Here is a 20,130-nt window from a genome sequence, read left to right on the forward strand (position 1 = left end):
GGGGAGGATGACAACAAGCAGCCCCCACCTTGAAATCCGGCCGGAAATAGGCACATGGGAAGCATGGCACCTCCTTTCGATCCGGCCGACCTGCCGACCGGCGTTCAGATGCCGCTATCCCCCCTGGTGGGGCGGGTGCTGGCGCCCAATCCGTCGCCTTTCACCTTTACCGGCACCCAGACCTATGTGGTCGGGGCGACCGATGTGGCGGTGATCGACCCCGGACCCGATGCGCCCGATCATCTCGCGGCACTGACGGCGGCGATCGCAGGGCGGCCCGTCGTGGCGATCCTCTGCACCCACACGCACCGCGATCACAGCCCGGCGGCGCGACCGCTGAGCGAGGCCACGGGCGCGCCGGTGATCGGCTGCGCGCCGCTGACGCTGGAGGATGACGGGCCGCGCGCCGATGCGGCATTCGATGCGGCCTATCGCCCCGACCGGGTGCTGGGGGATGGCGAACAGGTCGCGGGCACCGGCTGGACCCTGGAAGCGGTGGCGACGCCGGGGCACACGTCCAACCATCTCTGCTTCGCGTTGGCCGAGGAAGGCGCATTGTTTACTGGCGATCATGTCATGGGCTGGTCGACCAGCGTGATTTCGCCGCCCGATGGCGACATGGCCGCCTATATGCGATCGATGCAGCGGCTGCTGGAGCGCGAGGATGGGATCTATTATCCCGCCCATGGCGACCCGATCGACAATCCGCAGCGGCTGGTGCGTGGCATGATGGGCCATCGCAAGCAGCGCGAAGGGCAAATTTTGCGCTTTCTGGCGCGCAATGGCGACAGCCTCATCCCCGACATGGTGCTGGAAATGTATAAAGGCGTCGACCCGCGCCTGCATCCCGCCGCCGGGCGATCGGTGCTGGCGCATCTGATCGACCTGGATCAGCGCGGGCTGGTGACCGCGACGGAGGACCGATGGCAGATGCGCTGAAACGCTATGCCGGACCGATTGCGGCGGCGGTCATCCTGTTGCTGGTCGGCGGCGCGATGCTGATCGGCTGGCAGCGCTATGACCGCGACTATGTGGTCGCGGTCGAGGAGGATGGCGTCGCGGTGACCAAGGTGATCGCGGCGAAGATCGCCGGGGTGAGCAGCCTCAAAGTCTCCGAACTGTCCGGCACGGTCCAGAGCACGGCGCAGGATGTGCGCGGCTTTGGGCTGTTGAAGTCCGATCAGGTCGTCAAAATGCCCTTCTCCGTCGATTATTTCGTCGAGGTCGGCGGCCTTGGCGAAGGCGATTTGGAATGGAACGAGGCGACCCGCACGCTGATCGTCAATGCGCCCGACGTGAAGCCGGGCAAGCCCAATGTCGATGAGAGCCGGCGCACGCTGGTCCGCACCCAGGGCATGTTCGTGACGCGGCAGGCCGGCGAGGAATTGAGCCGTCGCGTGTCCGCCCATGCGCAGAGCCGCGCCCAGCGCGAGGCGCAGGCACCCGAACGCATGGCGCAGGCGCGCGATTATGGCCGCACGGCGCTGACCACATTGATGGCCGCGCCGTTGGCGGCCGCAGGCTATGGCGACGCGCGGGTGATCGTGACCTTCCCGCCCGAACGGGCCGGGCGCAATCGCGAACGATGGGACGTCACCACGCCCGTCAACGAGGTGCTGGCCAACCGGCAGGCTCGGCGCTAGGGCGCTGTTAAGGGACCGAGGAGTTTTAGGCACATGAACGCTTTTACCGGCATTCCGCAGGGCATCGACCTGCGCGGCGAGATCGAGCGGCTGCGCAAGGAGCGCAATGCCGTGATCCTGGGCCATTATTATCAAAGCCCGGAAATTCAGGACTTGTCCGATTTCGTCGGCGATTCGCTGGAACTCTCGCGCAAGGCGGCGGAGACGGACGCGGATGTGATCGCCTTTTGCGGCGTGCGCTTCATGGCCGAGACCGCGAAGATCCTGTCGCCCGACAAGATCGTCGTGCTGCCCGACATGGATGCCGGTTGCAGCCTGGAGGACAGTTGCCCGCCCGCCCAGTTCAAGGCGTTTCGCGAAGCCCATCCGGACCATATCGCGCTCAGCTACATCAACTGTTCGGCCGAGGTAAAGGCGCTGTCCGACATCATCGTGACATCCTCGTCCGCTGAAAAGATCCTGTCGCAAATCCCGCTGGACCAGAAGATCATCTTTGGCCCCGACAAGCATCTGGGCGGCTATCTCGCGCGCAAGCTCGGCCGTGAGATGCTGTTGTGGCCGGGCGTCTGCATCGTGCATGAGGCGTTCAGCGAGACCGAATTGCTCAAGCTCAAGGCGCAGCACCCGGACGCGCCGGTCGCGGCCCACCCCGAATGCCCGCCCTATATCGTCGATCATGCCGATTATGTCGGGTCCACCAGCGGCATCCTCGACTTTGCCAAGACGATGCCCGGCGACACGCTGATCGTCGCGACCGAACCGCATATCATCCACCAGATGGAAAAGGCGGTGCCGGATAAACAGTTTATCGGCGCGCCGGGTGCGGACGGCAACTGCAACTGCAACATCTGTCCCTATATGGCGCTCAACACGATGGAAAAGCTGTACCTCGCCCTGCGCGACCTGCAGCCGCGCATTGAGATGGACGAGACGCTGCGCCTGGGCGCGAAGAAGAGCCTGGACCGGATGCTCGAAATGGCGAGCGCCACGGTGGGCCTGGGCGACGTAGGACCACGGTGAAGGGGCGCGCGGTGAAGGCCGCACGGCGATGATCGCCCGGCTGCGCGCGCGCTGGCAGGAAACCCGCGCCAGCTACTGGTTCTATCCGGCGCTGTTCACCACGCTGGCGGCCATCATGGCGTTCGCGACGGTGTGGATCGACCGCCATGGCGGATCGGTCTGGCTGGCGCGGCACGAGTGGATCGATATCGCCCGGCCCGAAGGCGCGCGCAACGTCCTCAATGTCATCGCCGGGTCGATGATCGGCGTCGCCTCCACGGTCTTTTCGATCACCATCGCCGCCGTCGTCTATGCATCGGGCAGCTATGGTCCGCGCTTGCTGTCCAATTTCATGGAGGATCGCGGCAACCAATTGTCGCTGGCAACCTTCATCGCGACCTTCGTCTATGCGGTGCTGGTGTTGCGCGTGGTGCGCGATGCGCAGGAAAGCGCGGGCGATCCCGGATTCGTGCCGCAAATATCGTTGCTCATCGCCACACTGTTGATGGGCATATCGATCGCCATCCTGGTCTATTTCCTCAACCATGTGCCGTCGAGCATCCGTATCAACGCCGTGCTGGAAGGCATTGGCGACCGCCTGCTGCGCGAAGTCCATGGGCGCTTCCCCGACGATTGCGTCGAGGAGACCGCCGATGCCCCGCCCCAGGGGGAGCCGATCGTCGCAGCCGATACCGGCTATATCCAGATCGTCGATTTCGCCGGGTTGAACGAGATTGCGCGCGATGCCGGATGCCGGCTGGAGTTGCGGTTGCGGCCGGGCGATTTCGTCCATCCCGGCATCGTGCTGGTCGGCGTCGTCGGCGCGAAGATCGACAGCGCGATGCGCGACGCCGTCCGGTCCTGCTTTTCGACCGGGGCGATGCGGTCGCCTGCGCAGGATATTGAATTTCTGATCGACGAACTGGTGGAAATCGCGTTGCGCGCCTTGTCGCCGGGCATCAACGATCCGTTTACGGCAGTGACCGCGCTCCATTGGCTGGGCGCGGCGACGGCGGCGATCGGCCAGCGCGACCTGCGCGGCGGGCCGGACCGGGGCGATTATGACTGGAACCGGGTGGTGCCGCTCAATGACGATTTCGACCATTTCGTTGCGCGCGGTTTCGGTGGGATCATGCCCGCTGCTGCGACCAGCCCGATCGCGGCGGCGCAGTTCCTCGATGGCCTGCGGGACGCCGCAGCCCCGCTGACGCTTGCCTCCCGGCGCGCGCGGTTGCAGGCGGAGGGCATGCGCCTGATCGCGCAGGCACGCCTGGCGCTGGACGGCCCGGCATTGGAGGAATTGGAAGCGCGCTATTGCGATTTTGTCCAAGCCATGGAAAACGGCGCGCATGACCGGCTTTGCTCTTGATGGTTTCGATCTGAACGCCTTTGTGACCGCCACGCTGGCCGAGGATCTGGGGCCGGACCGGCGCGATGTCACCAGCGAGGCGGTGATTCCCGCCGATGCTATCTTCGATGGAGTCATGGATGCGCGCGATCCGGTGACGCTGGCGGGGCTGCCGATCGCGGTCGCCTTTTTCCGGGCGCTCGATCCCGATGTCGAGATCGAACAGCTGCACCAGGATGGCGAGCAGGTGGCGGCGGGGACCGACATATTGCGCATCCGGGGACGGGCGCGCGCGATGCTGACGGCGGAGCGGTCGGCGCTCAACACCGTGCAGCATCTCAGCGGCATCGCGACCATGACGCGCGCCTATGTCGATGCGATCGACGGCACCGGCGCGATCCTGCTCGACACCCGCAAGACCATCCCCGGCCTGCGGAGGCTTGAAAAATATGCGACGCGCATGGGCGGGGCGACCAATCATCGCATGGGGCTGTGGGATGCGGCGATGATCAAGGATAATCATGTCGCTGTGGCGGGGTCGGTCGAGGAAGCGGTGCGCCGCGCGGTCGATGCCGGGGTCGAGCGCATCATCGTCGAGGTCGACCGGATCGACCAGATCGAACCCGCGCTGGCGGCGGGGGCGACCCATTTGCTGCTCGACAATATGGATGCGGCCATGCTGCGGCAGGCCGTAGGACTGGTCGATGGCCGTGTCCCGACCGAGGCGTCGGGCGGCGTGACGCTGGACACGATCCGCGCGAAGGCCAGCACGGGCGTCACCTATATCAGCGTCGGACGGCTGACCCAGTCGGCGCCTGCGGCCGACATCGGGCTGGACTTCGCTTATGCTTAAGGCGCTGGCAGTCTTGGCTCTGGTCGCGCTGCCGGGCACCGCGCTGGCGCAATCGGCCCAATGCCGCCCGCCATCGCAGATCGCTCGACCCACGATCGAAGGACCGACTGCCAAGGAACCCAAGCGCGTGCTGCCGATCGGCAGCTATACGCTGGCGCTCAGCTGGTCGCCGCAATTTTGCTCGACTGCGCGCGGCAACAAACATGCGCTGCAGTGCGGGGGCAAGGCGGGGCGCTTCGGCTTCACTCTGCATGGCCTGTGGCCCGACGGGTTCGGCAAGGAATGGCCGCAATATTGTCGCCCCGCCGACCTGGTCCCGCGCGAGGTGATCCGCGCCAATCTCTGCACGACGCCGTCGGTGCAACTGATCCAGCATGAATGGGCCAAGCATGGCACCTGCATGACGACCAAGCCGGAACTCTATTTCAACCTGTCGCGCGCCTTCTACCAATCGATGCGCTACCCCGACATGACCGCGCTCGCGGCAACCAAGAATTTGACCGTCGCGAAATTCGCAGAGGCCTTTGCGCGCGCCAACAAGGGGCTGCGCGCCGACATGCTGCGGGTGACGACGACGCGCGGCAATTGGCTGAGCGAAGTGTGGCTGTGCATGGACCGGGCGATGGCCTTCACCCGCTGCCCGGCGCATCAGGGCGGTGCCACCCCGGCCAGCCTGTTGCGGATCGAGCCAGGCCCGCGCATCGCCTATAGCCGTCCGGCAATCTCCGTGCCCAGGCAAGCCAAGCCCGCCGTCACGCCCGCCCGCAAGCCGGGACTGATCCTCGACCTCGATCCCAACGTCCAGCCGCTCTCCAACGCCAGCGCGCCGTAGAGTATGATGACTTTAAATCGCATCACTCCGTTCGCCCTGAGTAGGGGCTGAGCTTGTCGAAGACCCGTATCGAAGGGTCGGCTGCGCTTTATATCCTTCGATACGCCATTTCGACTTCGCTCAATGCCTGTCCTGAGCGCCTGCCTTGGCAGGCAGTCGAAGGGGCTACTCAGGACGAACGGTTCTGAGTAAAGTCATCACGCTCTAAGGATCAGGCGTCGATCGTCGCGGTCGATGGGTGATGCTTGTCGAGATGCTTGCGGATGATGCGCAAATTCTTGGTGTTCGACTTGTAGAGAAAGTCGAAAATGTCGCCCGCAAAGGGAATCGCGCCGATCAGCGTATCGACGCCGACATTGCCCGCCATGCGCGTCAGCTGCCATTTCGACATGCCAAGGTTGCGCGCTTCCCACACCATCCACGCGCCCATGGCGGCGGTGGCGAGGTCGCCGACCACCGGCACCAGGCCGACGAGGCTGTCGAGGCCGACGCGGCGATTGGTGCCGGGGATGACGAACAATCCCTCCAGCACCGCTTCCATTGCCTCTATCCGGCGGCGGATCGACGCGGGGTCGCGGCCGAAACCGGGCATGTCGCGCACCACGCGCTCGAACTGATCCTGTGATACTGCCATCTGCCTGTCTCCTTCCCCCTTAATTGGGGCGACGGAACAGATGGTTCAATGGGTGGCGCGCACGACGCGATGGCTGAAAGCCGCTCAACCGTTTGGACACCAGCGACCAGCGGATCGGCGCACCCAGCGCGATATAGCCATTATGCGCCTGCATCAGCGCTTCGGCCTGGGAGATATGGGCGATCCGATTGTCGCTATCGCTGGCAAGGCTTGCGGACTGCAACGCCGCGTCGGCGGCATCGCTGCAATGGACCGCACGGGCGCATCCGACGCGGCCGAGATACCAGAGCGCACTGTCATAGGGTGCCACCTCGTCGATCAGGCGCAGGTCCGCATCCTTCTGGTTGATCGCCACGCGCACGGCGGTCAGCCCGATCGCGGCCAGATCGCGCCGCAACAGCCCGAAGATCAGCGTAGCGCCCGGTCCCTGCGGCAGGGCGATACGCAGCGGCGGTGGATCGCCATTGTCGGCCCGCCACCGCGTCATGGTGGCGCTGGCCAGCGCGCGGCGCTCATCCATCGACTGCCCGGCCCAGGCGGGGGCGGTGGGCGAGCGGCCAAGGTCGAGCGCGGAGGGCAATATCTGTTCGCTGGTGGCCCAGCCGCCGAGCGGGAACAGGGCGGACAGGCTGGCGCGGTCGATCGCCATATTGATCGCCGCGCGGACATAATCATCATCCAGCAGCTTGCCGCGCCCGGTGACGGCCAGGCCCAGCAGGCCCTGGACCGGGTCGGTCCGCACCGTATCGCGCTCGACCCCGGCGGGCAGCAGCAGCGGCAGGTCGGCAAAGCGCCCGCCCAGCACCAGCGCCGCCTGTTCCTCGCGAAACCGGATGATGGCGAGCGCGGCATTTTCGGCGCGCAACACTCGCGTCTGCGACGGCGGGATCGGCTCGTCATCGGCCGTTTCATCGTCCCCGGTCGCGCGATCGATGGGGGTCAGGAACAGCGCCTGGCCCTGTTGCGCGCGGCGATAGGGACCAGTGCCCCCCTCGCGCGCCAGGATCGCCATTTGCGGCTGGGCCAATATCTGCAGCAGGAAGGGGCGTGCGACCGTCAGTTTGATTTCGATCACTTCGCCCGTCATCGGCACGACGCTCTGCACCGCGTCGAACGGCCCATCCGGGTCGAGCCGCCGCTGCGCCACGATCCGCGACAGCAATATCCGCGCGACGTCGCGCGCCGTGACGCGCGTACCATCGGGCCAGAAAGCACGACGCAGGCGGAAAATATAGCTGCGCCCGTCATCCTCGACGATCCAGCGCTGCGCCAGCGCGGGCAGGATTTCGCCACTGGCGTCGAATGCAACCAGACCTTGCGCGGTCGCTTCCAGGATCAATTTGGCCGCCGGGTTGGGCAATCGCTGCAACGGCTTGGTCACATCCGCCCGGTCGCCCACCACACTGACGACAACCGGCCCGCTCCCCTCCCGCGAACAGCCGCCAATCGCCGCCAGCGCAGCGACGGCGGCGAACAAGGGGCGATAACGACGCGGCAGGGCAGGGCGGACGAACATGGCGATAACCAGACCTACCCCGCTATCGCCCCGCCGCCAACCATCATGGCGGGAAGGGGAGGGGATGGGGTGATTTTTTACGGTCCGGGATATTGCGACCTCACTGGAACGCCCCTTCTCCCCGCCGGGGAGAAGGATAGGAAGCCTCACCGACTACCGTGAGGATAGGTGTAGTTGGATGAAGGCGGACGCTGATGCCGCGCGCGCTCCGACATACTCAACCTGTTCCGACTAGGCCGCGTGCAATTAGCAATGTCCCGATGAAAATACTCCCCTGCCAGAGGAGGATCATCGAAACGACCATTTGTTTCCTTAGACATGAGGCGCTTACTGCCTAATTGCAGACGCTGGCTGGCGGTCTCGGCGTTCGGGAATCAGAGATGTAGAAGGAATGATTGCAGAGAATGCCATTAGGGCGCACGGACGCACATTGTGAGCGTTTGCTCTCTCACGTTCAGGTCCCTAAGCAGCTAGTCCCCTTCCAACTCCCTTGCCGTCATGCCGGGCTTGACCCGGCATCCATTGGCTCTAGGGTCCGGCGTCATTGCGAGGGTGAGGCTCATGGACCCCGGATCAAGTCCGGGGTGACGGCGTTTGATGGATGTCTGCAACCCACCCTTTGCCATCATGCCGAGCCTTAATTCGGCATCCATGGATGCAAATCTGGCGCTGATATGATCGGTCAAAACCAAACGCTGCCACCTCTCATCCCACGAAAAAGGGCGGCCCCGCGAGGAGCCGCCCGATATCGCCCGGCCAAAACCGGAACGTTGTGCCCCGCATGACGCGGGGCGCACCGATTACTTGAGTTCGACGGTCGCGCCAGCTTCTTCAAGCTGCTTCTTGACCTTCTCGGCCTCGTCCTTGTTGACGCCTTCCTTGACGGCCTTGGGAGCCGATTCGACCAGCGTCTTGGCTTCGGTCAGGCCCAGGCCGGTGATGGCGCGGACTTCCTTGATGACGTTGATCTTCTTGCCACCGTCGCCGGTCAGGATGACGTCGAATTCGGTCTGCTCTTCAGCAGCCGGGGCAGCGGCAGCGGCCGGGCCAGCGACGGCGACGGCAGCAGCGGCGCTAACGCCCCACTTTTCTTCCAGAGCCTTCGACAGGTCGGCGGCTTCGAGGACGGTGAGGGCCGAAAGCTGTTCGACCAGTGCGTTGATGTCTGCCATGTGCAATATTTCCTTACTTTGGGGCCGTTTGCCCCGTCAGATAATGAGTCAAACGAAAAGGGGTCGGGGGCAGCCCTTAGGCTGCGTCCTTCTCCGCATAGGCGTTGAAGACCCGCGCGAGCTGCGAAGCCGGTGTCTGGATGACGGTAGCGAGCTTGGTTGCCGGCGCCTGGATGAGGCCGATAATCTTTGCACGCAGTTCGTCCAGCGACGGCATCGATGCGAGCGCCTTGACGCCCTCTGCATCGAGCAGCATTCCGCCCATCGCGCCGCCAACGATTTCGATCTTGTCGTTGGTCTTTGCGAATTCGACTGCAACCTTGGCGGCTGCAACCGGATCGGCCGAGGTGGCGAGGCCGACAGGACCGGTCAGCATGTCGCTGAGGCCGGCATAGTCGGTGCCATCAAGGGCGATACGAGCGAGGCGGTTCTTCGTAACCTTGTAGGTCGCGCCCGCTTCCCGCATCTTCTGGCGCAAAACCGTCGACTGGGCGACGGTCATGCCGAGGTTGCGGGTCACGACGACCACGCCAACTTCTGCCAGCTCTGCGTTCAGCTTGGAGACGACCTCAGCTTTCTGATTACGATCCATGCCATTCTCCACTTTCTGTTCGGCGGAAATCCGACGAACGCTTAAAACCCGTGGGGTAAGCCACGGGGCACTAAGTCCGAAGGGGAGAGATCGACTGGCCCGCATCCGTTTGACGGGAACAGGCAGACCCGAATCAGGCACGCGGCCCGTTCGGTAAAGAACTTTTCCCCGTCTAGGCTGGACATTAAGAAGGGCATATTCCCTTCACCAACTGTCTCGGACGGTGAACCCCGAAGGGTTCGCTGCCGGGCCGTTAGCGGAAGGGGCGCGCTTTGTCACGCGGAAAGTGGATAAGAGCGGCCTGCTGGAGCCCTGGCTGCGGGATGGCGAAGCAAGCAAAGCCTACGGCATTGACCGGCCACCGCGCTATGGCCAGACGGAGACGAACGACCTGGTTCGTAAAGGAGAGGCATGATGCGGACGAAGATGAAGCTGGCTGCGCGCGCGCTGCTCTGTGGCGGGCTGATCATCGTTACGCCCGTTTACGCGGTGTCCGCCGCGCGATCGGCCCAGGATACCGCGCAGCCCAGGTTGATTGTGCTGACCGACATCGGCAACGAGCCCGACGATTCGGAATCGATGGTCCGGCTGCTGACCTACGCCAATGACATACAGATCGAAGGACTGGTCGCTTCAACATCACGCCATCTGCCGGTCGGCACGAATAAAGGGATGATCGAAGAACGATTGGCCGCTTATGGGCAATCTTTGGCCAATCTGAAGATTCACGATGATCGCTATCCCAGCGTCGAGCGGTTGCGAGCAGTCACACTGTCGGGGAGCGCGGTCTACGGAATGCTCGGCGTGGGACCGGGCAAGGACAGCGCGGCTTCCCGCCTGATCATCGAGGCAGTGGATCGGCCTGACCCGCGCCCGGTGTGGATCGCGATTTGGGGCGGCGCAGCGGATCTTGCCCAGGCGCTCTGGACCGCGCGCGCAACGCGAACGCCGGCGGAACTCGACCGGTTCGTCGCCAAACTGCGCGTCTATTCGATTTCCGACCAGGATGATGCAGGGCCGTGGGCGCGGGCCTATTTCCCCAAATTATTCTGGGTCGCCAATGTTCATGGCTTCACGCGCTATCGGCTGGCGACCTGGACCGGCATTTCCGCACCGGCGCTGGGTGCTGATCCAGAGCCGGTCAGCAAGGCGTGGCTGAGCGCCAATATCGTCGCCAAAGGCCCGTTGGGGGCCAGCTATCCGCTGCCCGCCTACATCATGGAGGGGGACACGCCGTCTTTCCTGAACCTGATTTCCAACGGCCTTTCGGTTCCGGAGCGGCCGGATTGGGGCGGTTGGGGCGGACGCTACGAACGGCTGACGGACGATCTGGGGCTGTGGACGACGACGGCGGACACGGTCGTCGGCGCCGACGGGGCGTCGCATTCCACGCCGCAGGCAACGGTCTGGCGCTGGCGTGCGGCTTTCCAGAATGATTTCGCCGCGCGAATGGCTTGGTCCGTGTCGCCGCGCTATGCCGATGCCAACCATGCGCCAACGATTGTGATGAATGGCAAGGATGGTGTGGCCCCCGTCGAAATAACAGGGTGCGCGGGCGTGCCCATCAGCCTGTCGGCCATCGGGTCGCGCGATACCGACGGCGATGCGCTGACATATCGCTGGTCCTGGTATCGTGAAGCGACCGGCCTCTTCGCGCCGGAGGTCACGCTGTCCGCGCAAACGGGGACTGAAACCAAGATTGTCATCGGCCAGACCGTCCAGATTGACCAGTTCACACCCCCATCGACCTACCAAATCCACGTCATATTGGAGGTGCAGGATTCCGGCACGCCAAAGCTGACGCGCTATCGGCGGGCGATCATCACGGTTCCGGGTGCCGACCATGGCGACAAGGCCAATTCCTGCGCGGTGACGCCTAACCCGCCCGGCCATTAATCGCTACGCAAGACGCTAAACCCTGTCCGCCTGCACGACCACGTCGATCGCGCGCAGCGCTGACAATATCCGCATCAGATGCTGCGCGTCGGCGACTTCCAGGTCGATGACGTCGGTGTGGAACGGGCCTTCGCGGTTGACCAGTTGCAGGTTGAGGATGTTCGCCTTGGTCGCGCCGAACACATTGGCGACGGCGGCGAGCGCGCCGGGCTGGTTCTTGACGATGACCGAGAGGCGGGCGGTGCCGCCCTTGGACTTGCTGTCCCAGCTCAGATCAATCCAGTCGTCGTCCTGCCCCGCTTCGAGCGCGCGGCAATCGATGGTGTGGACCTCGATCGGCTCGCCGGTGCGGCGCACGCCAACGATGCGGTCGCCCGGCACCGGATGGCAGCAATCGCCCAGATTATAGGCGATGCCGGGCGTCAGGCCGCGGATCGACACCGGGGCATGCTGGCGGGGGTGGGTTTCCTCCATGCCGATGGCGCTGGTCGAACCGGGGACGAGCGCTTCCATGACTTCGGAATCGAGCAGGCGATGCGTAGCGATGGCGACCATCAACGCGGCGCGATCCTCCAGCTTCAAGCGTTTCAGCGCCCCGGCCAGCGCCTTGTCCCCCAATTCCTTGGCCAGGTCAGGCGAGAAGCGGCCGAGAATCTCGTCATAGAGTTTCTCGCCCAGCTTGATCTCCTCGCCGCGCTGCTTCTGGCGGATATAGCGGCGGATCGCCGCGCGCGCCTTGCCGGTGATGGCGAAGGTCAGCCAGCCGGGCTGCGGCTCCTGCCCGTCCGATTTAAGGATTTCGACCTGATCGCCATTTTCGAGGGAGGTGCGCAGCGGCACGACCCTGCCATTGACCTTCGCCCCCACCGTCTGATTGCCGAGCGAAGTATGGACTGCATAGGCGAAGTCGACCGGGGTCGATCCCTTGGGCAACTGGTGCAACTCGCCCTTGGGCGAGAAGGCGAAGATGCGATCCTGATACATCGCCATGCGCGTATGTTCGAGCAGCTCGTCGGCATCCTGGCTCTGTTCCAGAATTTCGACCAGGTCGCGCAGCCAGGCGGCCTGCTGATCCGTGGCGTCGCCCTTCTGCTTATAGGCCCAATGTGCCGCCAGCCCCAATTCGGCATGATTATGCATGTCGCGGCTGCGGATCTGTACCTCGATGCGGGCATTGTCCTGATGGATGACCGTGGTGTGGATCGACCGATAGCCGTTACGTTTCGGGGTGGAGATATAATCCTTGAAGCGGCCCGGCACCATTTTATAGGTCTGGTGGATGACGCCCAGCGCGCGATAGCAATCTTCCGGGCTGTCGGTGATGACGCGAAACGCCATGACGTCGGTCAGCTGTTCGAAGCTGATGTGGCGTTCCTGCATCTTGCGCCAGATCGAATAGGGATGCTTCTCCCGTCCCGACACGGTGACCGGCAGGTCGCGGCTGCCCAGCAATAGCTGCAATTCCGCGCCGATGCGATCGACCTTGTCATGGCCGCCTTCCTTCAGCTGCTCCAGCCGCTTGGTGATGCTGTCATAGGCATCCGGTTCCAGCTCGCGGAAGGACAGAAGCTGCATCTCGCGCATGAAATCATACATGCCGATCCGCTCGGCGAGCGGGGCATAGATGTCCATCGTCTCCTTGGCGATGCGGCGACGCTTGGTTTCATTCTTGATGAAATGCAGCGTGCGCATATTGTGCAGCCGGTCGGCGAGCTTGACCAGCAGCACGCGGATATCGTCGGACATGGCGAGCAGGAATTTGCGCAGATTTTCCGCCGCCCGCTCATTTTCGGACATGGCTTCGATTTTCGACAGCTTGGTGACGCCATCGACCATGCGGGCGACATCCTTGCCGAACGCGGCCTCTATCTCTTCATAGGTGACCAGCGTGTCTTCGATCGTGTCGTGCAGCAGGGCAGTGACGATGGTCTGATCGTCGAGATGGAAGTCGGTCAATATCCCCGCGACTTCAATCGGATGGCTGAAATAGGGGTCGCCGCTCGCGCGTTTCTGGCTCCCATGTTTCTGCACCGAAAACACATAGGCGCGGTTGATCATCGCTTCGTCCGCATCGGGGTCGTAGCGCTTTACTCGTTCGACAAGTTCATACTGGCGTAACATCGTTTCCCGATTGTGTGGGAAGTGCCTTGTTACGCAACAAAAAAATCCCATTTCCTCAAATAAGGCTGCACTTTTGCAACGCCTGTGGCTTTGCGCTATATGCTATGACGATGAAACATAATCTCGCCCAGGATCTGGAACAATGCGCGCTGCCCAGCGCGCTGGAGATGATGGGCGAACGCTGGTCCTTCCTGATCCTGCGGGGCGCCTTGTCGGGCATCCGCCATTTCGAGGAATTTCAATCGACGCTGGGCATCGCCCGCAACATCCTGGCCAACCGCCTGTCGCGGCTGGTGGAAAATGGCATCATGCTGCGCCAGCCGATGCAGTGCGACCGGCGCAAGGTCGAATATCGCCTGACGCAAAAGGGCGAGGATCTCGTACCGGCAATGATCGCGCTGCGCCAATGGGGCGAACGGTGGGGATGCGGCACCATGTCGTGCCAGGTGCTGGCCGACAAGCGCGATGGCCAGCCGATCCGTCCCATCGCCATCCACGCGCATGACGGACGGCCGCTCAGCTTCGCCGATCTGGTGTGGCTGTGCCCGGATGAAATCACGCCGATGGCGGAAGAACCGGCAGCCGCAGCCTGAACCCGGCTTCACCCCCGCGCGGAAATCGCCTAGTCTCCCGCGCGATGTCCGTACCCCGTATCCAGCCTCAGCCCTTTTTCGCTGACAAGAACCGTGCTTTCTGGAACCTGCAATCGCTGGGATGGGCTGGTGCCTTCCTGCTGCGGGGCTCGTCCACGATCGCCAATGGCCAGTCCTTCTCCAGCCTGGTGCCGGTGATGATCTCCACCGCGACCGGCTATTCGGTCACGCTGCTGATCGCGGTGATGTTCCGCTTCCTGCTCAAACAGCGGCCGATCATCACCTGGGGCGTATCCATCCTCGCCGTGCTGATCGCCGCCGGGCTGGTAGCGTTCATCGACGCCTGGGTCTTTTCGACGCAGAATAAGGGCAGCGAGACGGCCGGGGTGCAATTGTTCCTGGGTGCTTTCTACCTGTCAGTCACGCTGATCGGGGCCTGGTCCGCGCTTTATTATGCGATCAACTTCTATCTAACGGTGGAGGAACAGGCCGACCAACTGCTCCGGCTGGAGGCGCAGGCGGCGAATGCGCAACTCGCGATGCTGCGCTATCAGCTCAACCCGCATTTCCTGTTCAATACGCTCAATTCCATCTCGACGCTGGTGCTGCTCAAGCAGACCGATCGCGCCAATGCGATGCTCTCGCGCCTGTCCTCCTTCCTGCGCTACACGCTCGTCAACGAACCGACCGCGCAGGTGACGATCGAACAGGAGATCGAGACGCTCAAACTCTATCTGGAGATTGAGAAGATGCGCTTCGAGGAGCGGTTGCGGCCGGTCTTCATCATCGATCCGGCGGTCGGCCATGCGCGCCTGCCATCGCTGTTGCTGCAGCCGCTGGTCGAAAATGCCATCAAATATGCGGTCACGCCCAAGGAGGAGGGGGCGGAAATCTCGGTCAGCGCGCAGCCTGCCGGTGAAAATGTGCGGATCGTCGTATCGGACACCGGTCCGGGATTGAACGAAGGTGGAATGAAGCCGCACATGATGGTGAGCGAGGGCATGGGCGTGGGCCTGCCGAACATCCGGGACCGGTTAATTCAGGCTTTCGGGGAACGACAGCGCTTTGAAACACGTTCCAGCCCAAGCGGATTTTCGGTCATCATCGAAATTCCGCTGAACATGGAAGACAAACCGAAAGTGGCCGCATGACCATCAGAACTATCCTCGTCGATGACGAAAGCCTGGCCATCCAGGGCCTTGCCCTGCGTCTGCAAGCGCATGAGGATGTCGACATCATCGAAACCTGCACCAATGGCCGCGAAGCCATTCGTGCGATCAAGACGCACAAGCCCGACCTCGTGTTCCTCGACATTCAAATGCCTGGATTCGATGGATTTTCCGTCGTGCAGGGGATGATGGAAGTCGAACCACCGCTGTTCATCTTCGTGACCGCCTATAGCGACCATGCCATCCGCGCGTTCGAAGCGCAGGCGATCGACTATCTGATGAAGCCGGTGGAAGAAGGCCGCCTGGCCGATGCACTCGACCGCGTGCGGCTGCGCCTGTCCGACAAGCGCCAGGTGCAGGAAGCGGAAAAGCTGCGCGAAGTACTGGCCGAAGTCGCGCCCCAGGCGATGACCGATTTCGCCGCGGGCGATGAAGAGGGGCCAGCCTCCAACCGCTTCGAAAAGCTCATCAACATCAAGGATCGCGGCCAGATTTTCCGGGTCGACGTTGATTCCATCGAACGGATCGACGCGGCCGGCGACTATATGTGCATCTACACCGCCGACAACAGCCTGATCCTGCGCGAAACGATGAAGGATCTGGAAAAGCGCCTGGACCCCCGCAACTTCCAGCGCGTCCACCGCTCCACGATTGTCAACCTGAGCCAGGTGAAGCAGGTCAAGCCGCACACCAACGGCGAATGTTTCCTGGTCCTGGAATCCGGCGCCCAAGTCAAAGTCAGCCGCTCTTACCGCGACGTGGTGGCGCGTTTCGTGCATTGAGGTGAGGACTCTGCCCTCTCCCGCCTTCGCTTACTGCGATCGGTAAGGCTTCCTATCCTTCTCCCCGATGGGGAGAAGGGACTTTTGTTTAGGGGCCTGCCAAAAAAGGCGGTCGGCGCGGTCAATGCCCCTCCCCAACTTTGCCGAATCGCTTTAGGCACATTGCCATGATCCGTTTTGCCGCAATTCTCGCCCTTGGCCTGCTCGCCGCCTGTTCCGCCCCGCAAGCCGCGCCCGACAATGGTGCGCAGGCGCAGGCCGTGCCTGCGTTGCTGCCGGTGGTTATCCGCACCGCAAAGGGGGCGCATCGGTTCGATGTCGAAGTTGCGGATACACCGCAGGCGCAGGAGAAGGGGTTGATGTTCCGCAAGGAGCTTGGCCCCAATAGCGGCATGTTGTTTCCGATGGACCCGCCGCGCACGGCGAGTTTCTGGATGAAGGACACGCTGATCCCGCTCGACATGATCTTCATCCGCACGGACGGGACGATCGCGTTCCTGCAGGCCAATACCGAACCCTATTCGCGCGTGCCGGTGTCGGCGGGCGTGCCGGTGGCGGCGGTACTGGAACTGGCGGGCGGGCGCGCTGCGGCGCTCGGCATCAAGGAAGGCGACCAGGTTGCGTGGGGCGGGTGCGCGGTGTCGGGGGACAAGGTGACGACCGAGCGCAATTTCTGCCCGTCCGCCTCTCGGTAAAAGACGCACAGCCACCAACCGTTCGCTTCGAGCGTAGTCGAGAAGCCTCTCGCGCTGTGCCATGCGTTTCTCGACTTCGCTCGAAACGAACGGATAGGGATGGATCGACCCCGGCCCTCCGCATCCCCATCCGCCTCTCGATTCTCGCATATCCGCCTTGCCAACGCCCCGCTCCAGCGGCTAAGCGCTTGGGCCATGGGAATCCTCGGCAAGATCTTCACCTGGTGGGATGGCGCGACCATCGGCACTTCGCTCTTCACCGCTCGCAAGGGCAGCAAAGTGGGCGAGGATCATCAGGGCAATGTCTATTATCAGGGCGGCGTCGATGGGAATGGCCTGACGCGGCGCTGGGTCATCTATAATGGTGCCAATGACGCCAGCCGGGTGCCGGCCGAATGGCATGGCTGGCTGCACCATTCGATCGAGGGTGCGCCCGAAAGTTTCCTGCCGCCGCCGCGCATCTGGGAACGCGAATATACCCCCAACGCGACCGGCACGGTCAATGCCTATCGCCCGTCCGGCGCGATGGAAAAGGGTGGCCTGCGCCAGAAGGCGACGGGCGATTATGAAGCGTGGAGCCCCGACGCATCATGATCGGGCGTGCGGCGGGCATTGCCCCGTCGATCCTGATCGGCGCGTCGCTGCTCGCGCTTGCCGCCTGTAGCGATGGCGAGGTGCCCGTGGCCAACCAGACCGGCCCGGTCAAGGTGCAGGGCACCGCGATCCGCTCCGCCGACAAGGACAGCCTGCCCGGCACGCCGATGGCCGAACGTAGCGCCGTCGTCGGCCTGCTCAACAAGCGCAACGGGCTGACCCGCGACCTGACGCTCAAGCCCGGCGAAGCGGTGCGGGTCGGGGACGCGATCGTGCGCCTGCAGGCCTGCGAAACCAGCGCGCCGTGGGAAAATGTGCAGGACACCGGCGCCTTCGTGCAGCTCGACGTGCGTAGCAGCGCCGATGGCAAATGGCGGCGCAATTTTTCCGGCTGGCTGTTCCGCGACCGGCCCGACCGCAATGTCGTCCAGCACCCGATCTATGACATCTGGGTCAGAAGCTGCACGATGGCATGGCCCGAAAGCGGGCCTGAATCTGTGACATTGGGCGCGAAAGGCGAACCGGCATCGGCGCGCCCGGCGAGCGGCGCGAATGCCAGTTCGGCGGCGGCCCCGGAACCCGAACCCAGCGCCTCGGCCCCTGCGCCCAGCGCCGCATCGCCCACGGCCGCGCCCAGCAACTGAAGATAGTCGCGCTGGCTGATTTCGACCGCGCCCATCGAATGGAGATGGTCGGTCATGAACTGGCAGTCGAGCAGGGTGAAACCGCCAAAGCGTAGCCGCGCCACCAGCCAGGCGAGCGCGACCTTCGACGCATCGGTGCGCCGCGACACCATCGATTCGCCGAAAAAGGCGCGGCCCAGCGCCACGCCATAGAGGCCGCCGACCAGTTCCTCCCCGTCCCACACTTCGACCGAATGGGCGTAGCCGATCGCATGGAGGTGGCGATAGGCGGCCTCGATCTCGCGGTTGATCCAGGTCGAGGGCCGATCCGGTGCGGGCTGGGCGCAGAGCGCCAGCAGGTCGGGGAAGGCGCGATTGGCGGTGACGCGGAACGGATCGCGGCGGATGGTCTTGGCGAGCGAGCGGGACAGATGGAAGCCGTCGAGCGGCAATATCGCGCGCTGCTTGGGTTCGACCCAATAGACTTCGGCGGCATCGCGGTCGTCCGCCATGGGAAAGACGCCGATCGAATAGGCCTGGAGCAATATCGCGGGATCGATCATCATTGCCCGTCTTATGGCGCACATTCGGCACCGGGCGAAAGCGCTTTGGGCGGCGCGGGCGATTTTTAGCCATTGACGTGGGGGGGGGCCACCATAGGCTCCAGCGCCATGATCCTGTTTCGCCTGATGGCCCTGTCGCTGCTGCTCGCCCCGCTGCCGCTCCACGCCGCTCCCGATCCTCATGCGGCGCGCATCGCCCGTATCTTGAGGGCCACGCCGCTGATCGACGGGCATAATGACTGGCCCGAAGCGCTGGCGGAAAAGGCGAAGGACGCACGCTGGACGATGGACCTGACCCGGCTCGATCCGGCGACCTATCATACCGATCTCGATCGACTGCGCGCGGGTGGGGTCGGCGGGCAGTTCTGGTCGGTCTGGGTGTCGGCGGACCTGCCGCAGGTGCGGCAGGTCAAGGATACGCTCGACCAGATCGGCATGGTGCATAGCCTGGCCGCCCGCTATCCCCGGCGTATCGCGCTGGTCCGCACGGCGGCGGAGCTGCGCGCGGCGCACAAGGCGGGGCGGATCGGTTCGCTGATCGGGGTCGAGGGCGGTGGCCAGATCGACGGCAGCCTCGCGGTCTTGCGCGCCTATCACCAGCTTGGCGCGGCCTATCTGACGCTCACCCATAGCCGTACTATCGCCTGGGCCGACAGCGCCACCGACAATCCGCAGCATGACGGGCTGACCCCGTTCGGCGAAGAGGTGGTGCGCGAACTCAATCGGCTGGGCATGTTGGTGGACCTCAGCCATGTCAGCGAAGCGACGATGCTCGACGCGCTGCGCGTGACGAAGGCGCCGGTGATCTTCTCCCACTCCAACGCCCGCGCGCTGTGCGACACGCCGCGCAACGTGTCGGACACGGTGCTAAAGGCAGTCGCGGCCAATGGCGGGGTGGTGATGGTCAATTTCGCTGCGCAATATGTCTCCGAAGCCCGGCGCATCTGGGGCGCGGATCGCAGCGCCGAAATCACCCGCAACAACGCCCCGCCCTTTGGCGGCCTGCATATCGGCGATCCCAAAGGCGCGGCGCAGGCGCTGGCCGACTGGGAAAAGGCGCATCCAGAACCCGTCACCACGATCGCGCAAGTGGCCGACCATATCGACCATATCGTCAGGGTGGCAGGCATCGACCATGTCGGCATCGGCAGCGACTTCGACGGCGTCGGCGCGTTGCCGCAGGGGTTGGGCGGCGTCGAGACCTATCCGGCGCTGCTGTCCGAACTGATGCAGCGCGGCTGGAGTGATGAGAATATCGCGAAGCTGGTGGGCGAAAATGTGCTGCGCGTGATGACGGCGGCGGAGAAGGTGGCGTCGGAGAAGTAGATGCTGCCTGTTTTTCCCTCTACAGCCCTCGCCGACATGACGTGGGAAAATTACGGCCGGTTTTTAATGCGTCCGACGGACACAGCAGCAAAGGCGGAGAAAAAAGGACAGGCTGCTAACGACCATCTGTTGCCGTCTATGCCGCTTGCGGCGCTGCCCAGAAGCAGACACATATAGCT

The 20,130-nt window shown here is 63.8% G+C and carries 19 protein-coding genes and 1 pseudogene; 14 read left to right on the plus strand and 6 right to left on the minus strand.

What is annotated here, in order from left to right; all coding sequences use genetic code 11:
* Nucleotides 1-63: 63 nt before the first annotated feature.
* The 6 genes from OVY48_RS15295 to OVY48_RS15320 are packed head-to-tail and all read left to right on the plus strand — an operon-like array spanning nt 64 to nt 5,675.
* Nucleotides 64-939, plus strand: a complete 876-nt coding sequence (locus OVY48_RS15295) for an MBL fold metallo-hydrolase (protein WP_313923434.1) — start codon at nt 64-66, stop codon at nt 937-939.
* The gene (locus OVY48_RS15300) at nt 924-1,643 is read left to right on the plus strand and encodes a DUF4230 domain-containing protein (RefSeq protein WP_313923435.1); all 720 of its coding nucleotides are present in this window, start codon (nt 924-926) and stop codon (nt 1,641-1,643) included. The genes OVY48_RS15295 and OVY48_RS15300 overlap by 16 nt, the downstream gene beginning before the upstream one ends.
* A gap of 33 nt (nt 1,644-1,676) precedes the next feature.
* Complete coding sequence (gene nadA / locus OVY48_RS15305; RefSeq protein ID WP_313923436.1) at nt 1,677-2,663, plus strand: quinolinate synthase NadA; 987 nt, start codon at nt 1,677-1,679, stop codon at nt 2,661-2,663.
* Nucleotides 2,664-2,691: 28 nt separating this feature from the next.
* Nucleotides 2,692-4,011 (plus strand): DUF2254 domain-containing protein, encoded by a 1,320-nt coding sequence (locus OVY48_RS15310; RefSeq protein ID WP_313923437.1) that lies wholly within the window; start codon nt 2,692-2,694, stop codon nt 4,009-4,011.
* Nucleotides 3,992-4,843, plus strand: coding sequence for a carboxylating nicotinate-nucleotide diphosphorylase (gene nadC, locus OVY48_RS15315; protein ID WP_313923438.1), 852 nt, complete (start codon nt 3,992-3,994; stop codon nt 4,841-4,843). The genes OVY48_RS15310 and nadC overlap by 20 nt, the downstream gene beginning before the upstream one ends.
* Complete coding sequence (locus OVY48_RS15320; RefSeq protein ID WP_313923439.1) at nt 4,836-5,675, plus strand: ribonuclease T2; 840 nt, start codon at nt 4,836-4,838, stop codon at nt 5,673-5,675. The genes nadC and OVY48_RS15320 overlap by 8 nt, the downstream gene beginning before the upstream one ends.
* Nucleotides 5,676-5,886: 211 nt before the next feature.
* Here OVY48_RS15320 and OVY48_RS15325 read toward each other — a convergent pair whose 3' ends face one another.
* The 4 genes from OVY48_RS15325 to rplJ form a co-directional block, all read right to left on the minus strand.
* A complete protein-coding gene (locus tag OVY48_RS15325; RefSeq protein WP_037475911.1) occupies nt 5,887-6,309 on the minus strand; it encodes a DUF4112 domain-containing protein in 423 nt (140 codons plus the stop codon).
* Nucleotides 6,310-6,328: 19 nt separating this feature from the next.
* Nucleotides 6,329-7,825: an ABC transporter substrate-binding protein gene (locus tag OVY48_RS15330; RefSeq protein ID WP_313923441.1), complete on the minus strand. Its 1,497-nt coding sequence runs from the start codon at nt 7,823-7,825 to the stop codon at nt 6,329-6,331.
* An 800-nt stretch (nt 7,826-8,625) separates the two neighbouring features.
* On the minus strand, nt 8,626-8,997 hold the full coding sequence (gene rplL, locus OVY48_RS15335) for a 50S ribosomal protein L7/L12 (protein WP_037476909.1): 372 nt from the start codon (nt 8,995-8,997) through the stop codon (nt 8,626-8,628).
* A gap of 76 nt (nt 8,998-9,073) precedes the next feature.
* A complete protein-coding gene (gene rplJ, locus OVY48_RS15340) occupies nt 9,074-9,589 on the minus strand; it encodes a 50S ribosomal protein L10 (protein ID WP_069066137.1) in 516 nt (171 codons plus the stop codon).
* Nucleotides 9,590-10,000: 411 nt separating this feature from the next.
* Here rplJ and OVY48_RS15345 point away from each other — a divergent pair, with 411 nt between their 5' ends.
* Nucleotides 10,001-11,485 carry a DUF1593 domain-containing protein gene (locus OVY48_RS15345; protein WP_313923442.1) on the plus strand — a complete coding sequence of 495 codons (1,485 nt, stop codon included), beginning with the start codon at nt 10,001-10,003 and terminating at the stop codon, nt 11,483-11,485.
* 15 nt (nt 11,486-11,500) lie between these two features.
* Here the strand turns inward: OVY48_RS15345 and OVY48_RS15350 are convergent, their stop codons facing one another.
* Complete coding sequence (locus OVY48_RS15350) at nt 11,501-13,606, minus strand: RelA/SpoT family protein (RefSeq protein ID WP_037476901.1); 2,106 nt, start codon at nt 13,604-13,606, stop codon at nt 11,501-11,503.
* A gap of 110 nt (nt 13,607-13,716) precedes the next feature.
* On the opposite strand from OVY48_RS15350, the gene OVY48_RS15355 reads away from it, so the two are divergent.
* From OVY48_RS15355 to OVY48_RS15380, 6 genes and pseudogenes are all read left to right on the plus strand, one after another.
* Nucleotides 13,717-14,199, plus strand: coding sequence for a winged helix-turn-helix transcriptional regulator (locus OVY48_RS15355; RefSeq protein WP_037478935.1), 483 nt, complete (start codon nt 13,717-13,719; stop codon nt 14,197-14,199).
* 44 nt (nt 14,200-14,243) lie between these two features.
* Nucleotides 14,244-15,350, plus strand: coding sequence for a sensor histidine kinase (locus OVY48_RS15360; RefSeq protein ID WP_037476898.1), 1,107 nt, complete (start codon nt 14,244-14,246; stop codon nt 15,348-15,350).
* Nucleotides 15,347-16,150: a LytR/AlgR family response regulator transcription factor gene (locus OVY48_RS15365; protein WP_037476896.1), complete on the plus strand. Its 804-nt coding sequence runs from the start codon at nt 15,347-15,349 to the stop codon at nt 16,148-16,150. Before OVY48_RS15360 ends, OVY48_RS15365 begins: the two co-directional genes overlap by 4 nt.
* Nucleotides 16,151-16,317: 167 nt before the next feature.
* The gene (locus tag OVY48_RS15370; protein WP_313923444.1) at nt 16,318-16,845 is read left to right on the plus strand and encodes a DUF192 domain-containing protein; all 528 of its coding nucleotides are present in this window, start codon (nt 16,318-16,320) and stop codon (nt 16,843-16,845) included.
* 195 nt (nt 16,846-17,040) lie between these two features.
* The gene (locus tag OVY48_RS15375; RefSeq protein WP_037476915.1) at nt 17,041-17,439 is read left to right on the plus strand and encodes an NADH:ubiquinone oxidoreductase subunit NDUFA12; all 399 of its coding nucleotides are present in this window, start codon (nt 17,041-17,043) and stop codon (nt 17,437-17,439) included.
* A 167-nt stretch (nt 17,440-17,606) separates the two neighbouring features.
* Nucleotides 17,607-17,843, plus strand: a pseudogene (locus OVY48_RS15380) (DUF2155 domain-containing protein); the annotation flags it as partial.
* Between the two features lie 35 nt (nt 17,844-17,878).
* Here OVY48_RS15380 and aat read toward each other — a convergent pair.
* Entirely contained in the window at nt 17,879-18,628 is a 750-nt protein-coding gene (aat, locus tag OVY48_RS15385; protein ID WP_313923446.1) for a leucyl/phenylalanyl-tRNA--protein transferase, read from the minus strand.
* Between the two features lie 105 nt (nt 18,629-18,733).
* Between aat and OVY48_RS15390 the strand changes: the two genes are divergently transcribed.
* Nucleotides 18,734-19,951 carry a dipeptidase gene (locus tag OVY48_RS15390; RefSeq protein ID WP_313923447.1) on the plus strand — a complete coding sequence of 406 codons (1,218 nt, stop codon included), beginning with the start codon at nt 18,734-18,736 and terminating at the stop codon, nt 19,949-19,951.
* Nucleotides 19,952-20,130: the final 179 nt, after the last annotated feature.

The sequence above is a fragment of the Sphingobium sp. SA2 genome (assembly GCF_032227065.1).
Classification (GTDB): domain Bacteria; phylum Pseudomonadota; class Alphaproteobacteria; order Sphingomonadales; family Sphingomonadaceae; genus Sphingobium.

Bases quoted from the DNA above. Each gene is read 5' to 3' on its own strand.
- OVY48_RS15295 (WP_313923434.1), top strand. From the start codon at position 64: ATGGCACCTCCTTTCGATCCGGCCGACCTGCCGACCGGCGTTCAGATG.
- OVY48_RS15300 (WP_313923435.1), top strand. From the start codon at position 924: ATGGCAGATGCGCTGAAACGCTATGCCGGACCGATTGCGGCGGCGGTC.
- nadA (WP_313923436.1), top strand. From the start codon at position 1,677: ATGAACGCTTTTACCGGCATTCCGCAGGGCATCGACCTGCGCGGCGAG.
- OVY48_RS15310 (WP_313923437.1), top strand. From the start codon at position 2,692: ATGATCGCCCGGCTGCGCGCGCGCTGGCAGGAAACCCGCGCCAGCTAC.
- nadC (WP_313923438.1), top strand. From the start codon at position 3,992: ATGACCGGCTTTGCTCTTGATGGTTTCGATCTGAACGCCTTTGTGACC.
- OVY48_RS15320 (WP_313923439.1), top strand. From the start codon at position 4,836: ATGCTTAAGGCGCTGGCAGTCTTGGCTCTGGTCGCGCTGCCGGGCACC.
- OVY48_RS15325 (WP_037475911.1), bottom strand. From the start codon at position 6,309: ATGGCAGTATCACAGGATCAGTTCGAGCGCGTGGTGCGCGACATGCCC.
- OVY48_RS15330 (WP_313923441.1), bottom strand. From the start codon at position 7,825: ATGTTCGTCCGCCCTGCCCTGCCGCGTCGTTATCGCCCCTTGTTCGCC.
- rplL (WP_037476909.1), bottom strand. From the start codon at position 8,997: ATGGCAGACATCAACGCACTGGTCGAACAGCTTTCGGCCCTCACCGTC.
- rplJ (WP_069066137.1), bottom strand. From the start codon at position 9,589: ATGGATCGTAATCAGAAAGCTGAGGTCGTCTCCAAGCTGAACGCAGAG.
- OVY48_RS15345 (WP_313923442.1), top strand. From the start codon at position 10,001: ATGATGCGGACGAAGATGAAGCTGGCTGCGCGCGCGCTGCTCTGTGGC.
- OVY48_RS15350 (WP_037476901.1), bottom strand. From the start codon at position 13,606: ATGTTACGCCAGTATGAACTTGTCGAACGAGTAAAGCGCTACGACCCC.
- OVY48_RS15355 (WP_037478935.1), top strand. From the start codon at position 13,717: ATGAAACATAATCTCGCCCAGGATCTGGAACAATGCGCGCTGCCCAGC.
- OVY48_RS15360 (WP_037476898.1), top strand. From the start codon at position 14,244: ATGTCCGTACCCCGTATCCAGCCTCAGCCCTTTTTCGCTGACAAGAAC.
- OVY48_RS15365 (WP_037476896.1), top strand. From the start codon at position 15,347: ATGACCATCAGAACTATCCTCGTCGATGACGAAAGCCTGGCCATCCAG.
- OVY48_RS15370 (WP_313923444.1), top strand. From the start codon at position 16,318: ATGATCCGTTTTGCCGCAATTCTCGCCCTTGGCCTGCTCGCCGCCTGT.
- OVY48_RS15375 (WP_037476915.1), top strand. From the start codon at position 17,041: ATGGGAATCCTCGGCAAGATCTTCACCTGGTGGGATGGCGCGACCATC.
- aat (WP_313923446.1), bottom strand. From the start codon at position 18,628: ATGATGATCGATCCCGCGATATTGCTCCAGGCCTATTCGATCGGCGTC.
- OVY48_RS15390 (WP_313923447.1), top strand. From the start codon at position 18,734: ATGATCCTGTTTCGCCTGATGGCCCTGTCGCTGCTGCTCGCCCCGCTG.